The sequence below is a fragment of the Mycobacterium gordonae genome, assembly GCF_002101675.1.
Lineage (GTDB): Bacteria > Actinomycetota > Actinomycetes > Mycobacteriales > Mycobacteriaceae > Mycobacterium > Mycobacterium gordonae.
The window spans coordinates 23,406-38,395 of sequence record NZ_LQOY01000015.1 but is presented as its reverse complement, the minus strand read 5'-3'; the positions used below and the strand labels follow the sequence as shown (position 1 = coordinate 38,395).

13 protein-coding genes are annotated in these 14,990 nt (G+C 68.7%); 5 read left to right on the top strand and 8 right to left on the bottom strand.

Annotated features, from left to right (window positions below; all coding sequences use genetic code 11):
* Positions 1 to 23 precede the first annotated feature (23 nt).
* Entirely contained in the window at positions 24 to 1,235 is a 1,212-nt protein-coding gene (locus tag AWC08_RS02170; protein WP_069433627.1) for a PPE family protein, read from the top strand.
* Positions 1,236 to 1,258: 23 nt separating this feature from the next.
* Positions 1,259 to 2,176: a CE1 family esterase gene (locus tag AWC08_RS02165; protein ID WP_069433628.1), complete on the top strand. Its 918-nt coding sequence runs from the start codon at positions 1,259 to 1,261 to the stop codon at positions 2,174 to 2,176.
* A gap of 10 nt (positions 2,177 to 2,186) precedes the next feature.
* On the opposite strand, the gene nei2 is transcribed toward AWC08_RS02165, so the two are convergent.
* Genes nei2 through AWC08_RS02150 form a run of 3 tightly spaced genes read right to left on the bottom strand, consistent with a single transcriptional unit; the run spans position 2,187 to position 8,190 of the window.
* Positions 2,187 to 2,936 (bottom strand): endonuclease VIII Nei2, encoded by a 750-nt coding sequence (gene nei2 / locus AWC08_RS02160; RefSeq protein ID WP_065136204.1) that lies wholly within the window; start codon positions 2,934 to 2,936, stop codon positions 2,187 to 2,189.
* A 4-nt stretch (positions 2,937 to 2,940) separates the two neighbouring features.
* On the bottom strand, positions 2,941 to 7,479 hold the full coding sequence (locus AWC08_RS02155; RefSeq protein WP_069433629.1) for an ATP-dependent helicase: 4,539 nt from the start codon (positions 7,477 to 7,479) through the stop codon (positions 2,941 to 2,943).
* A gap of 33 nt (positions 7,480 to 7,512) precedes the next feature.
* Positions 7,513 to 8,190 (bottom strand): TetR/AcrR family transcriptional regulator, encoded by a 678-nt coding sequence (locus AWC08_RS02150; protein WP_065133530.1) that lies wholly within the window; start codon positions 8,188 to 8,190, stop codon positions 7,513 to 7,515.
* Between the two features lie 230 nt (positions 8,191 to 8,420).
* Between AWC08_RS02150 and AWC08_RS02145 the strand changes: the two genes are divergently transcribed.
* The 3 genes from AWC08_RS02145 to AWC08_RS02135 all read left to right on the top strand — a co-directional run bounded on the left by AWC08_RS02145 (position 8,421) and on the right by AWC08_RS02135 (position 10,562).
* Complete coding sequence (locus tag AWC08_RS02145) at positions 8,421 to 8,810, top strand: hypothetical protein (protein WP_065133531.1); 390 nt, start codon at positions 8,421 to 8,423, stop codon at positions 8,808 to 8,810.
* A gap of 518 nt (positions 8,811 to 9,328) precedes the next feature.
* Positions 9,329 to 9,766 carry an ATP-binding protein gene (locus AWC08_RS02140; protein ID WP_065133659.1) on the top strand — a complete coding sequence of 146 codons (438 nt, stop codon included), beginning with the start codon at positions 9,329 to 9,331 and terminating at the stop codon, positions 9,764 to 9,766.
* A 7-nt stretch (positions 9,767 to 9,773) separates the two neighbouring features.
* Positions 9,774 to 10,562 carry an RNA polymerase sigma factor SigF gene (locus tag AWC08_RS02135; RefSeq protein WP_065133660.1) on the top strand — a complete coding sequence of 263 codons (789 nt, stop codon included), beginning with the start codon at positions 9,774 to 9,776 and terminating at the stop codon, positions 10,560 to 10,562.
* On the opposite strand, the gene AWC08_RS02130 is transcribed toward AWC08_RS02135, so the two are convergent.
* The 5 genes from AWC08_RS02130 to AWC08_RS02110 all read right to left on the bottom strand — a co-directional run bounded on the left by AWC08_RS02130 (position 10,533) and on the right by AWC08_RS02110 (position 14,953).
* Entirely contained in the window at positions 10,533 to 10,919 is a 387-nt protein-coding gene (locus AWC08_RS02130; RefSeq protein WP_069433630.1) for an STAS domain-containing protein, read from the bottom strand. The genes AWC08_RS02135 and AWC08_RS02130 overlap by 30 nt on opposite strands.
* 299 nt (positions 10,920 to 11,218) lie before the next feature.
* A complete protein-coding gene (locus AWC08_RS02125) occupies positions 11,219 to 13,012 on the bottom strand; it encodes an acetyl/propionyl/methylcrotonyl-CoA carboxylase subunit alpha (RefSeq protein ID WP_065133662.1) in 1,794 nt (597 codons plus the stop codon).
* Between the two features lie 128 nt (positions 13,013 to 13,140).
* Complete coding sequence (locus AWC08_RS02120; RefSeq protein WP_065133663.1) at positions 13,141 to 13,560, bottom strand: SufE family protein; 420 nt, start codon at positions 13,558 to 13,560, stop codon at positions 13,141 to 13,143.
* Positions 13,560 to 14,450: a sulfurtransferase gene (locus tag AWC08_RS02115; RefSeq protein WP_065133664.1), complete on the bottom strand. Its 891-nt coding sequence runs from the start codon at positions 14,448 to 14,450 to the stop codon at positions 13,560 to 13,562. Before AWC08_RS02115 ends, AWC08_RS02120 begins: the two co-directional genes overlap by 1 nt.
* A gap of 14 nt (positions 14,451 to 14,464) precedes the next feature.
* Entirely contained in the window at positions 14,465 to 14,953 is a 489-nt protein-coding gene (locus AWC08_RS02110) for a pyridoxamine 5'-phosphate oxidase family protein (RefSeq protein WP_065133665.1), read from the bottom strand.
* Positions 14,954 to 14,990 lie beyond the last annotated feature (37 nt).

Sequence of the window (14,990 nt, the reverse complement as noted above, 5' to 3'; positions counted from 1 at the left end):
CCTGAGTTGACATTGTGTATGGCATGGATTTCATCGGACTGCCACCTGAGGTGACCTCGACGCTGATCCACTCTGGTCCGGGAGCCGCACCGCTGGTCGACGCCGGCTATGCGTGGCAACGGCTCGGCTACGACCTCGAGGAGTCTATCCGCGCCTATTCTCCGGTGCTGGCGGCCGTGGCCGAGGCCTGGGACGGCCCGGCGTCCACGGCGATGATCCAGGCGGTGGGAACGTATCTGAGCTGGCTGGGCAGTACCGCGCAGCAGTGTCTGGCCCTGGGCGCCTCAGCGCAGGCCGCGGCGGGCGCGGTCGGCTCTGTGCTGGCCGCGGTGGTGCACCCGTCGGTGGTCGCCGCCAACCGGGTCCGGCTCGCGCAGTTGCTCGCCACCAACGGTATGGGCAAGAACGTGGCCGCGATCGCCGAAACGGAGGCGCAGTACGAACGGATATGGGTCAGCAACGCCGCCGCCATGTACCGCTACCAGTCCGCCTCGGCGCAGGCCCTGCAACTGCCGATGTTCACCTCTCCGCCGTCGATCACCACGCCGGATGGGCCCGCGGCCCAGGCCGAGGCCGTACAGACCGCGTCCGCGTCGGCGACGTCCACCAATGTGTCCTCTGCGCTCGCCAACGCCGCCGCCGCCGCTGCACCCGCGGACGCGGTGCCGCCGCCGGTGTCCCCGATCGACACGATCCTGCAGGCGATCGGCGTCACCTTCGATCCCAACCAGGGCTGGTTCGGGCTGGCCAACACCTACATGAACCAGTGGATCTCGTCGGGCTTCCCGATCAACTTGCTGAGCTACTTCGCGCAGTTCAGCTCGGCCCAGGCGCTGCAGTCGGTGGCTCCCGACATTGCCGAGGGCCTGTCGGAGGGCGAGTCGGCGCTGACGGCCTCGGCGGCGTCACTGTCCGACGCGGCCGGTGCCCTGGGTTCGGCCGAACCGGCGGCTGCGATGGGCGTCGCCGTGTCCATGGGCAATCTCTCCGCGCCGCCGGCGGCGACCGCGGTGCTGACCGGGGCCCACATGCCGGCGGTGCAACTAGCGTCGGCGGCCTCGCCATTGCCCGCCGCGGATGCCGATGCCGGATTCCCCATGCTGCCGCCGCTGATGGCGCCGCCCATCTCGGCCGGTAGCGGCTGGCGCAAGCGCAAGGAGCCCAAGTATGAAGACCTTGCGATGGGTCTGGAGCTCAAGGGCACCTTCATGACCCGTCCGCCCTCAGCGGGGTGAGCAGAGTCGGTACGTTTGACGGCATGCTCTGGCCGCGATTTCTCGCGCTGGCCGTTCTGGTCGCCTGTCTGGTCGGATGTAACGAGCGGCAGGTGGCGGCGGCGCGTGCGCGCGATCAGGCGGGCATATTCCCCTACGGCGGCCTGAACCGGACCTACCTGGTGCACGTACCGCCGGGCCCGCCGGTCGGGCTGGTGCTCAACCTGCACGGCGGCGGTGGCACCGGCGCGGGTCAGCGCGGGCTGACCGATTTCGACTCCGTCGCCGACGCCAACGGTTTGCTGGTGGTCTACCCCGACGGCTACGACAAGAGCTGGGCCGACGGGCGGGGCGCGGCACCGGCCGACCGGAAACGTCTCGACGACGTCGGTTTCCTGGTCTCCCTAGTGACTAAGCTGCGTGATGATTTCAAGGTCCCGGTGGGGCATGTCTTCGCCACCGGCATGTCCAACGGCGGATTCATGTCCAATCGGCTGGCCTGCGAGCGCGCCGACGTGTTCGCGGCGATCGCGCCGATCTCCGGAACGCTCGGCGTCGGCGTGGGCTGCAACCCGTCGCGTCCGGTGTCGGTGCTGGATGCGCACGGCACCGGCGATCCGGTGGTGCCCTACAACGGCGGCGACGTCCGGGGCCGCGGCGGGCTGAGCCACGCCATCTCGGTCACCAGCCTCCTGGACCGGTGGCGGGCCGTCGACCGTTGCCAGGGCCCTCCGACGGTTGAGGAGATGCCGCCGGTCAACGACGGGACCGTGGTGCGCCGCTACAACTCCGAAGGGTGCGCCGACGGCACCGAAGTGATCCTGTACCAGATCGAGAAGGGCGGGCACACCTGGCCAGGCGGCAAGCAGTACCTGCCGAAGACGGTGATCGGAGCCACCACCCGGGTCTTCGACGGCTCACAGGTGATTGCGGAGTTCTTCCTGTCGCACGGCCGCGACTGAGTGCTACCGCTCAGCGTTGGCAGCAGGGGCACCAGTACTGCACCCGCTCGGCGTCACCGTCGTAGGCGATGGGTGTGCCGCAGCGCCGGCACGGCTGCCCGGCTCGCCCGTACACCCATACCTGCCGGCCCGCCCGGGTGTCGCCGGTGGTGGTGCGGTTGCGACGCGAGCGGTTGGCCCACAACATCTCCCGAGCGCGGGAGACAAGCCGCAGCGGGTCGGCGATGTCGCGCACCGGCGCGGTGGGCAGGTGTCCGAAGACGAAACAGAGCTCGTTGCTGTAAACATTGCCGACCCCGGCCATGACCCGCTGGTCCAGCAAGGCAACGGAGATCGCGCGGTCCGGGTCGGCGATGAGATTGGCGGCGGCGAGCTGCGGGTTCCAGTCGTCGCCGAGCAGGTCCGGTCCCAGATGCGCGACGGCGGCGTCGTCGTGGTCACGCTCGAGGATTTCCAGCACCCCCAGATCGATGCCGACGGCTCGAATGTCGCCGGCTTCCAGGATGATTCGCGCCCTGTGATCCACCCGCTGACGGCCGACCCGCCAGCTCCCGTCCATCTTCAGATGGGAGTGGATGCTGGCCGGCCCCACCCTGATGAACAGGTGCTTGCCCCGGCTGAGGACTTCGTCGACCACCTGCCCGGTGAGGTCCACGGTGGCGAACTTGGGCACCCGCACATCGCAGCGGGTCAGGGTGCGACCGACCAGGTGCTCTCGCAGCATGGCGGCGGTGTGCCAGACGGTGTCGCCTTCGGGCATCGCGCTACCGCAGCCGCAATCCGCGTGGGGTGCGGGAGAACCCGGCGTCCACCAGGGCGTCGAGGGCCACCGCGGCCGGCCCGTCGGGCGTCAGCACCGACACCCCGTTGACGCGCTCCACCAGAAGGGATGCCACCCGCCGGGCCGAGACGAGTTCGGCCAGGGAGACGGCCGCGGCATGGCTGGCATCGGGGTCGTCGGTGAACGTCAACAGCGACCGTCCGCCGCGTTCGGAGAACCAGCACAGCTCGCCGTCGACCAACACCACCAGCGCCCCGGCTTTGCGGCCCGGCCGCGCCGAACCCTCGGCGTGGGCCGTGGGCCAGGGCAGCGCCGCGCCGTACGGATTGGCCGGGTCGGTGGCGGCCAGCACGACCGCGCGGTAATCCGGTCGTTGCGGATCCACCCCGTCGAGGTAGCTGCGCAGCCGGTCCACGGTTGAGGCGACCGCGAACTGCGCACCGCCCAGCGACTCGACGAAATAGCCGCGCTGGCAGCGCCCCGCGTCTTCGAAAGCGCTCAGCACCTTGTAGAGGGTCGCGAAGCCGCCCGGAACGCCCTCGGCGGCCACCGCGCCCTTGGTCAGCACGCCGTGGCGGTTCAACAGCAACTCGGCCTGGAAATGGGCGCGCAGCGTCGAGTCGGGCTCCGGCGGAGGTAGCGCCGACCACCGCCCGGCCACCGTCGGATCCGCGCTGCGTACCTGCGCGTGCGCCACGCTGTAGCGGCTCAGCCGCGGCGCGCGTTGCATGCGGTGCGCCGGCGCCGACCGCTTACGCGGGCCCGCGCTGCCGCCCAGCAGCGCGCGCACCGGAGCAAAAGTGTCGCCGGTGACCCAGCCCGCCCAGACCAGCTCCCAGAGCGCGGCTTTCAGCTCAGCCTCGGAACCAGCCGCCCCGGCAAGCTGGCGGAAGAAGTACGCGCCGCCACCGGACAGCGTGTTCAGGATCTCGCGGTGCACGTCGGTGAACTCGATCTCCGCGGCGGGGAACAACGTGAGCGGCGCGGAGTCGGCGGGATGCAGGGCGATCCAGCCGTCGCTGCCCGAAATCGACCCAGCACCCGACCAGGTGACCTCACCCGTGGCCAGCAGCTCGTCGAGCATCGCGGGGGAGTAGTCGCGCACGCGCGGTCCCAGCACCAGCGGCTCCAGCGCCGACGCCGGGATCCGTACCCCGGCCAGCTGATCGATCACCCCCGCCAACCGGTCCACTCCGGTATCGGTGGCGCCCACCTGATGCCAGGCCGGCAGGAAGCGTCCGTAGGCGGCCGTGCTGACCGGCTCGACCTGGGCGCGCAGCGCGGCCAGCGAACGGCGCCGCAGAATCCGCAGCACGTCGGCATCGCACCACTGCTCCGAGCCCACGCCCCCGGCCGCCGCGGCGACGAACTCGCCGCGGACCAGCCGCCCGTCGGCACACAGGCGGCCCAGCACATCGGCGGTTACCCGCAACCCCAAGCCGAACCGCGCGGCGGCTTCGGCGGTGGTGAACGGTGTGTGGGTGCGCGCGTAACGGCCCAGTAGTTCGCCCAGGGGGTCGGCCACCGATTCGGTGAACGCCGCCGGCAGGCCCACCGGGACCGCCGCTCCCACCCCGTCGCGGAGCCGACCGATGTCCTCGACAGCGACCCACCAGCTGCGCCCCGCAAAGGACACCGTCAGCGCCCGGCGCGCGGCGCGCAATCCCTCCAGCCAGCCCCCGACGTCCAGCGCGCTCGCGCGCGCGGCGACCTCCTCCTCGGTCAGCGGCCCCAGCAGCCGCAACAGGTCGGCGACGCCCTCGGCGTCGCGTGCGGCCCGGTCCGACGAGAGGTGCTGCAATTGACGCCCGGTGCCGGCGATGACGTCGGGATCGAGCAGCTCGCGCAGTTCGACGCGACCGAGCAGCTCGGCCAGCAGGGTGCTGTCCAGCGATAGTGCCGCCGCGCGCCGCTCGGCCAGCGGGGCATCGCCCTCGTACATGAACGCGCCGACGTAACCGAACAGCAGCGACGCGGCGAACGGTGACGGACGGTCGGTCTCGGCTTCTAACACCCGAACCTTTCGCTGGGCGATCTGCGCCATGAGGGTGGTGAGCGTCGGCACGTCGTAGACGTCTTGCAGACATTCCCGGATGGTCTCTAGCACGATCGGAAAATCGGGGTACTTGCGCGCGACCTCCAGCAGTTGCGCGGCGCGCTGCCGTTGCTGCCACAGCGGCGACCGCTTGCCGGGATGGCGGCGGGGCAGCAGCAGGGCACGGGCGGCCGATTCCCGGAACCGCGAGGCGAACAGCGCGGATTCGCCGACTTCGGCGGTCACGATCGGGTCGATCTCATCGGGTTCGAATACGAACAGCTCGGCTCCCGGCGGTGCTTCCTCGGTGTCGGGCAGCCGCACCACGATGCCGTCGTCGGAGGCGGTCGGTTTCTCGTCGATGCCGTAGCGTTCCCGCAGCCGCCGGCCCACCGCCAGCGCCAGCGGGCCGTGCACCTGCAGACCGTACGGCGAGTGCAGCACCACCCGCCAGTCCCCCAGCTCGTCCCGGAACCGCTCGACCAGCAGCGTCGTATCGGTGGGCACCACCCGGGTCGCGGCGCGCTGCTCGTCCAACAGCCCCCACAGGTTGTCCCGAGCGTACTCGTCGAAACCCCAACCCGCACAACGCTTATCGAATTCTTCTCGAGTCAGGGCGGCCAGTTCACCGGTGAGCGCACCCAGTGCGGCGCCGAGCTCGGCGGGGCGGCCGGCGTTGTCGCCGCGCCAGAACGGCAATCGGGCCGGCTGCCCGGGCGCGGGGACCACCAGCACCCGGTCGTGGGTGATCTCGACGATGCGCCAACTGGTGGCGCCCAGCGCGATGACATCGCCCGGGCGGGACTCGTACACCATCTCCTCGTCCAGTTCGCCGACCCGCGACGGCTTTTCGGAATCGGTGGCGAGGTAGACGGCGAACAGCCCGCGGTCCGGAATGGCGCCACCGGAGGTGACCGCCAACCGTTGGGCGCCGGGGCGCGCGGTGAGCGTGCCGTTATCGCGGTCGTACACCAGCCGCGGCCGCAGCTCGGCGAAGTCGGTCGACGGGTACTTGCCGGACAGCAGATCCAGGGTCGCCTCGAACACACTGCGCGGCAGCGTCGCGAACGGCGCGCTGCGCCGCACGGTGTCGAACCAGCGGTCGGCGTCCAGAGGCTCCAGCGCTGCCGCGGCCACCGTGTGCTGGGCCAGGATGTCGAGTGGGTTGGTGGGCACCCGCATGGTCTCGATCTGCCCGGTGAGCATCCGCTGCACGCTCACCGCGCAGCCGATCAGGTCGGTGCGGTGTTTTGGAAACAACACCCCGCGGGAGACCTCGCCGACCTGATGACCGGCCCGCCCGATGCGCTGCAGGCCGCTGGCCACCGACGGCGGTGCCTCTACCTGGATCACGAGGTCGACCGCGCCCATGTCGATGCCCAGTTCGAGGCTGGAGGTGGCCACCACCGCCTTGAGCTGCCCGCTTTTTAGGTCCTCCTCGACGATCGCCCGCTGTTCCTTGCTGACCGATCCGTGGTGGGCGCGGGCCAGCAGCGTGGGCGCGCCGAAGCTCTGGCCGCTGCCCATCACATAAGCCGGCGCACCACCGGCCACCTGCGGATTGCCGCCCGTCGACAGCTCCACACCGGCGCGCTCGGCGTGAATCTCGTTGAGGCGGGCGGTAAGTCGTTCGGCCAGCCGCCGCGAATTGGCGAACACGATGGTCGAGTTGTGCGATTCGACCAGGTCGACCAGCCGGGCCTCGACGTCGGGCCAGATCGAGTTGTTGGCCAGGTTGGCCATGTCGGGCACCGGCACCTGCACCGACAGCTCAACCGTCTTGGCCGACGGCGGCGCCACAATCGTGGTCGGCGCCTGCCCGGACAGGAACCGTGCCAGCTCCTCGGGCGGGCGCACGGTGGCCGACAGGCCGATGCGCTGGGCTCCCCGCCCCTCCCGCAGCTCGTCCAGCCGTTCCAGCGATAGAGCCAGATGTGCGCCCCGCTTGGTGGCCGCGATGGCGTGAATCTCGTCGACGATGACCGTCTGCACGCCGGCCAGGGTTTCCCGGGCCGCAGAGGTCAGCATCAAGAACAACGACTCCGGTGTGGTGATCAATACGTCGGGCGGTGAGGTGATGAGCTGGCGGCGCTGCGCGGGCGACGTATCTCCGGACCGCACGCCCACGCTGATTGCGGGCGCGGGCAGACCGCGGACCTGGGCGAGCCGGGTAAGTCCGGCCAGCGGGGTGCGAAGGTTTCGTTCGACGTCTACCGCGAGCGCCTTAAGCGGCGACACGTACAACACGCGGGTGCCGCGCGGCCGCTCCGGCGCGGCGAGGCTGGCGAGGTTGTCTAAAGCCCACAGGAATGCGGCAAGGGTCTTACCCGAACCGGTCGGCGCGATGACGAGGGTGTTGTCGCCGTTGGCGATCGCGGTCCAGGCCTGCGCCTGCGCGGTGGTGGGCGCGGCGAAGGTGCTGGTGAACCAGTCGCGGGTGATCGCGCTGAATTGCACCAGCCCGGGCGGCGGCGAAAAAGTGCTCACCTTGTCATGGTGCCAATGGGCACTGACAAGTGATCAGAGCTGCGGCTTGAACCGTGCGGTGGCCATGGCCTCGGCCAGTTGCGGTGGGATCTGCGGAACCCGGGCGATCGCGTCGAGCAGGGTGTGCGCGCAGGCATCGGCGAGCCGGTCGGCCTCCAGCGTCTGATCCATGATCCGCTGCCGACAGGTTTCGAACGTGAAGGCCAGCCAGCCGTTGAGGATGACGCGCAGGTCGCGCTCCACCTCGGGTTCCAGGGCGGCCTGCCCCGGAATCCCGCCTACGACTTCCCCGATGCGGGTCATGATGTGTTCCATCTGGCGGTTCTTGGCTTCGTCGTCGATGCCGAGCAGAACCGGGTCGGAACGGCCTAGCCCCACGTAGGCCGCCCAGGCGGCCTCCGGATTTTGTTCGTGGTAGGCCATGTAGGCCAGCACGCCCATCCGGATCTCCTCGAACATCGTCATGCCGGGGGAAGGCTGGGTGTTGGTTGCCGCGTAGAGCCGGTCCGCCTCGTCCTTGACCACCGCGGCGAAGAACGCCCGCTTGTCCGGGAAGTAGTGGTACATGAGCGCGCGCGAAACACCGGCGCGTTCGGCAATCTCGTCGATCCGCACCTCGTCGTAGGGTCGCTTACCGAAGACTTCCGCCCCCAGAGCGAGCAGTTCGGCGCGTCGATCCTCGGGGGATAACCGCCTCCTGGCTGTCGCCATAAGGATCGATATTACTCACGGTGGATATCGCCGCCGCCGGGGCGGACGGTTAAGCCGAATCTGGTTCCGTTTTCTTGCCCCTACCCGGATGCGTCCGGCGCGGGCCGGCGCTGTGAAATGGGCCGCAGCCGGTTTGCTCGGCGACCGCTTGGGGTACTGAACGAAAACGCATTGCGGCGAAGGAAAAGGGCAGCTGCCGCGAACGATTGGCGAGATACAGAGGTGCTCCGATGCATACAGCAGACGAGAGGTTGCGCGGTGACCGCGCGGCTGCGGACGATAAAGAGGTTCATGCCGCCATCCGCTTCGCCGCACTGGCCACTGCCGCCGGCGTGGGATTCGTGGTGATAGCGGCCTTGTGGGTGAGCACCTGCGGCGGGGCCAGCACGGACACCGTGGCATGCGGTCCGCCGGAACGGACGATGCTGGCAGTCGGCGGTCCGCTGATCCTGCTGATCGCCGGACTGTGGGCTTTCCTGCGTACCTACCGGGTCTGGCGACACCACGGCACCTGGTGGGGTTGGCACGGTGCCGGTTGGTTCCTGCTGACGCTGATGCTGGTGGCCCTTTCCATGAGCATGCCGCACATCGCCGGGCCGGCTCTGGCGCTGGCGCTGTAGATATCTGCCTGCGTCCCGTGCGGCGTTCGGCGCCGGGCATCACTCGCAGGGCGGGCCTGCAGGGCTGTCTCGGCCGGCCGGCGAAGCGCCGGTTTCTTCGGCCCCGCATCCGCGGTAGCGTCGGGTTGCGTCGGCAAGGTCACACCGGAAAACCTGGTCGGCGTAGTTTTATCAGCGGCGACAACTGGGTATCAGGTCTGGACCATGATGAGTACCGGCAGTCTTGCGCCAGCGTGGTTACCCCATCATGGGGAACACAATCACGACAGCACCGACACAGACCCCTATTGCGACCACGATCAGAACGACCAGCATCACCCCGGCAAAAACCACGTCGCGCTCAATGCGGCGCGTACGGACTGTGTCGGTTATGTCTACGTCGCCCGCAACTGGTTGAATACCCGGTGGCGATCATGACCAACCGGCTCGACCCCTTGGTCCACGGCGGGCCGCAATCCGGCGCCGCTGCCCGGACCCCTGCCAGGAGTAGTGTCGGCCGAATATTGCCGGGAGGCCACATGACCGATGCGGATCAGCGCGCTGACGGGCGCCAACGCGGTTACCGCGCCGTCGAACTGAACGTTGCCGCACGCCTGGAGAACCTGGCGATGCTGCGCACCCTGGTCGGTGCCATCGGCACCTTCGAGGACTTGGACTTCGACGCCGTCGCGGACCTGCGCCTGGCGGTCGACGAGGCGTGTACGAGGCTGATCCGCTCGGCGACACCCGGTGCGATCCTGACCCTGGTGGTCGACCCACGGGACGAGGAGCTTGTGGTGGAGGCGTCCGCGGCCTGCGACACCCACGACGTGGTGGCTCCGGGCAGCTTCAGCTGGCATGTCCTGACCTCTCTGGCCGACGATGTCCAGACTTTCCATGACGGTCGCGAGCCTGATGCCGCGGGCAGTGTCTTCGGCATCTCGCTGACCGCGCGACGGGCGGCCCCCAGTAAGTGACTGCCAGTTGACAGAGCAAACTGCCGGCGGTTCCAGTTCGCGTCCCAACGAATACGCCGATGTCCCGGACATGTTCCGTGAGCTGGCCGGCTTCGCCGCCGGCTCGGCGGAGTTCCAGCGCCATCAGGACAAGATCGTGGAGCGCTGCCTACCGTTGGCCGATCACATCGCCCGGCGGTTCGAGGGCCGTGGCGAACCGCGCGACGACCTGATTCAGGTGGCGCGCGTCGGCCTGGTCAACGCCGTCGTCCGCTTCGACGTCGAAACCGGTTCGGACTTCGTCTCTTTCGCCGTGCCCACCATCATGGGTGAGGTACGACGGCACTTCCGCGACAACAGCTGGTCGGTCAAGGTTCCGCGCCGGCTGAAAGAACTGCACCTGCGCCTGGGCACCGCCACCGCCGAGTTGTCCCAGCGACTGGGCCGGGCGCCGACCGCGACCGAGCTTGCCGCCGAACTGGGCATGGACCGCGCCGAGGTGGTCGAGGGTCTGGTCGCCGGCAGCTCCTACAACACGCTGTCCATCGACAGCGGTGGCGGCAACGAAGACGACGATGCCCGCGCGATCGCCGACACCCTGGGCGACGTCGACCAGGGCCTGGACCGCATCGAGAACCGCGAGGCGCTGCGCCCGCTGCTGGAGGCGCTGCCGGAGCGGGAACGAATGGTCTTGGTACTGCGGTTCTTTGAGTCGATGACGCAGACGCAGATCGCCGAGCGGGTCGGCATCTCACAGATGCACGTATCCCGCCTGCTAGCCAAATCGCTAGCTCGACTCCGGGATCAACTGGAGTAGGCCCGCCTGCGTGCGGCGCTTCGGCTCGGCCGTCGGCAACACACCGTCGGGGTCGCAGACGCGCAGTAGCCGGGACACTGCCACGCTGGGCACCAGCGCCCAGCGCACGTCGGCCGCCGAACACGCCACATTGATTCGGTGCAGGGCCGAAAACCCTGCGGTGCCAATGAATTTGAGGCCAGTCAGATCAAGTGTCAGCCAGCGGCAGTGCTGGATGCAGCGTCCGACGTATTCGGCCAGCTGGTCGGCGTTGGCGGCATCAAGCTCGCCGTGCGCGCTGACCATGCCCGAACCGTGTTCCCACTGAGCGTTGAACTCTGCGTTTCCGCTTTTCAGCCATGCTTGGGTCACAGACATTTGTGAACTCCATCAGTCGACGATCATTCGTTGCTGTGGATCACATCAAGTGGGCGAGATGCCGCGTTTAAGAAATCGCACCTACCGGACGTTGTTTCCGGGGCGGCTGTGAACTCAACCTACTTCAAACCCTACCCGCGGTGGACGGGCTCGACAAACGTGGGAGCCGTATTCACAGAAAGGGCAGTCCCGTCACCGCCCCGGTTTGATTGTGCGGCTGCAGCGCCGTCCCCGGCGTGTCGCCCGCAGTGGACGCACACCCAGCGCAGTGAGCGCACACCCACCAGGCGGGACGGCGCCTACTTGATCTCGGCGAGCACCGTGCCCTGGGTGATGGCGGCGCCGGGCTCCACCGCCAGGCCGGTGATGACGCCGTCCTTGTGGGCAGTGACCGGGTTCTCCATCTTCATCGCCTCCAGGACCACCACCAGGTCGCCCTGCGCGACCTCCTGGCCTTCCTCGACGGCGACCTTGACGACGGTGCCCTGCATCGGTGCGGTCACCGCGTCACCGGATGCGGTGGCGCCGCCGTGCGCGCCCCGCTTGCGTGGCTTGGGCTTGCGGCGCACCACACCGACGGCGTCGGGCGCGCCGTTGGACAGTGCCAGGTCGCCGGGCAGCGACACCTCGACGCGGCGGCCGTCGACCTCGACAACGACCTTGTGGCGCGGACGGCTTTCGTCTTCTTCGATGGGTTCGCCGCCGGTAAAGGGCTCGATCTGGTTGTCCCACTCGGTCTCGATCCAGCGGGTGTGCACCGTGAAACCGTCGTCGTCACCGATGAACGCCGGGTCGGAGACCACGGCGCGGTGGAAGGGGATCACCGTGGCCAGGCCCTCGACCTGGAATTCGTCCAGGGCGCGACGGGCGCGAGCCAGGGCCTCGTGGCGGTCGGCGCCGTACACGATCAGCTTGGCCAGCATCGAGTCGAACTGACCGCCGATCACCGAGCCGGTCTCGACGCCGGAGTCCAGGCGGACACCGGGGCCGCTCGGCGGGTGGAACTTGGTGACCGGGCCGGGGGCGGGCAGGAAGCCGCGGCCGGCGTCCTCGCCGTTGATCCGGAACTCGATGGCGTGGCCGCGGGGCGTCGGGTCCTCGGTGATGTCCAGTTTCTCGCCGTTGGCGATCTTGAACTGCTGCAGCACCAGGTCGATCCCCGCGGTCTCCTCGGTGACCGGGTGCTCGACCTGCAGCCGGGTGTTGACCTCGAGGAACGAGATCAGGCCGTCCTGGCCCACCAGGTATTCGACGGTGCCGGCGCCGTAGTAATGCGCCTCTTTGCAGATCCGCTTGGCCGACTCGTGGATCTCCTTGCGCTGCGCGTCGGTCAGGAAGGGTGCCGGCGCCTCCTCGACCAGCTTCTGGAAGCGGCGCTGCAGCGAGCAGTCGCGAGTGCCGGCGACGACGACGTTGCCGTGGGTGTCGGCGATCACCTGGGCCTCGACGTGGCGGGGCTTGTCCAGGTAGCGCTCCACGAAGCATTCGCCGCGGCCGAAGGCGGCGACGGCCTCGCGTACCGCGGACTCGTACAGGTGCGGGATCTCCTCGATGGTGCGGGCCACCTTCATGCCGCGCCCGCCGCCGCCGAAGGCCGCCTTGATCGCGATCGGCACGCCGTACTCTTCGGCGAAAGCGACCACCTCGTCGGCGTCCTTGACGGGGTCGGGCGTGCCGGGCACCAGCGGCGCCTGGGCGCGGGCGGCGATGTGCCGGGCGGTGACCTTGTCGCCGAGGTCCCGGATCGACTGCGGGCTGGGCCCGATCCAGATCAGCCCGGCATCGATCACCGCCTGGGCGAAGTCGGCGTTCTCCGACAGGAAGCCGTAGCCGGGGTGCACGGCGTTGGCGCCGGACTTCGCCGCCGCGTCCAGCAACTTGCCGAAGTCGAGGTAGGACTCGGCCGAGGTCTGGCCGCCCAATGCGAACGCCTCGTCGGCCAGGCGGACGTGCGGGGCCTCGGCGTCGGGTTCGGCGTAGACAGCCACGCTGGCCAGTCCGGCGTCCCGGGCCGCCCGGATCACGCGGACTGCGATCTCGCCGCGGTTGGCGACAAGAACTTTGGAGATCCTCGAGCTGGCGTGACTGGGCACTGGCGCCTCCTGTATCGACGTCTTCTTCGTATGGCGTAGCGAAAATTTCTCTTTAAGAAATTTTCTTACAAGTCTTATCGGGGGAAGTTTATGCGGCGCGCCGCGGGGCCGGTCACGCGGTTCCCCCTTCAGGCCGCTTCGCGCAGGCGCCTTTTGATTCGGGTCAGCATCGCCGACATGCCGCGCAGCCGAAGTGGGCTGATCAGAGCGGCCAGGCCCAGCTCGGTGTAGAAATCCTCGGGTACCCCGAGGATCGCATCGGCGGGTTGCTCGTCCAATCCGGCCGCCAGGATGGCGGCGAAGCCGCGGGTGGTGGGCGCTTCGGCGGGAGCGCTGAAGTGCAACCGCACGCGCTGCGGGTCGCTGGCGTCGACATGCAGAAACAGCGGCGACTGGCACTCGGGCACCGGCTCCATCGCCGCCTCGGCCAGATCGGCCGGCAGCGCCGGAAGCTCGTTCGCGAACTCCAGCAGCAGCTGCAACTTGTCCTGGCCCTGGACCTCTGCGAAGTCGGACACCACCTCAGCCAGGGGCGCAGGCATGCTCATCAGCCGGAAACCGCTCCTGGCTGCTCACCGGCGACGATCGGCACCCGCACGGTATTGCCCCACTCGGTCCACGAACCGTCGTAGTTGCGCACATCCGGCTTGCCCAGCAGATGGGTCAGTACGAACCAGGTGTGGCTGGATCGCTCGCCGATGCGGCAGTAGACGATGGTCTTGTCGTCGGGATCCAGGAAGTCATAGAGCTGCTCCAGCTCTTCGCGGCTGCGGAAGCGGCCGTTCTCGTCGGCTGCCTTGCCCCACGGGATGGAGCGCGCGGTGGGGATGTGGCCGGCGCGCAGCGCGCCTTCCTCGGGGTAGTCGGGCATGTGGGTGCGCTTGCCGGTGTATTCGTCGGGAGAGCGCACGTCGATCAGTGGCTGACTGCCCAGCGCTTGGAGCACGTCGTCTTTGTAAGCGCGGATCGGTGCGTCGTTGCGCTGCACGACGGGGTAGCCCGACGAGGTCCGGTGGGGTACGTCGAGCGTGGTGTCGCGCCGCTCGGATAGCCAGAGGTCGCGTCCGCCGTTGAGCAGCCGGACGTCGGGGTGGCCGAACAAGGTGAACACCCACAGCGCGTAGGCGGCCCACCAGTTGCTCTTGTCCCCGTAGATCACCACGGTGTCGTCGCGGGCGATGCCCTTGGCGTCCATCAGCGCGGCGAACTGTTCGCCGTTGATGTAGTCACGCACGCGGGGATCGTTGAGGTCGGTGTGCCAGTCGATCTTGACGGCTCCGGGGATGTGGCCGACGTCGTACAGCAGCACGTCCTCGTCGGATTCGACGATCGCCAGACCGGGGGAGCCGAGGTGGGCGGACAGCCAATCGGCCGTGACGAGCCGTTCGGGATGGGCGTAGGCCTGCAGGGTGGAGCTGGGATCCGGAGGTAGCGGCACGTTTCAAAGCCTACTCAGTGCTTGCGCACCACCCGTTCGGCCTCGCCTGGCTTCCAGATGGTGATGTCCAGGTGGTCGTCGACGACACTGACCGACGACGCCCCGGTGATGTCGACGCCGATCAGGTCGAACTGCTGGCCGCGCAGGTCCAGCCCCATCTCGTCGAACAATGCGTCGGCGAAGCGCTGGTGCTGCTCGCCGTACGGGACCACGTAAGCCCGGCCGAACAACTTCGCGTCGCCGTCCTTGACCTCGGTGTCCACCGTGGCCGTGTGCAGACACAACCGCGGATCACGCTGCAGGTCGAGGTATTTCGTGGTGCTCGGCATGCCGGAGATCCACAACGCGTCCTCGAAGATCCGCGGCTCCATCGGGCTGATCCGCGGGAAGCCGTCCGAGCGCAGGGTCGCCAGCATGCACAGGTTGCGGGCGGCGCGATGACGACGGATGAAGGTGTCGGCGATCTGTGGTGCCTGCGCGATGAACTCGGTCCAGGTGGCCATGGTGTGAGGCTACGTGCGGTGAATTGCCGAGCGCCGG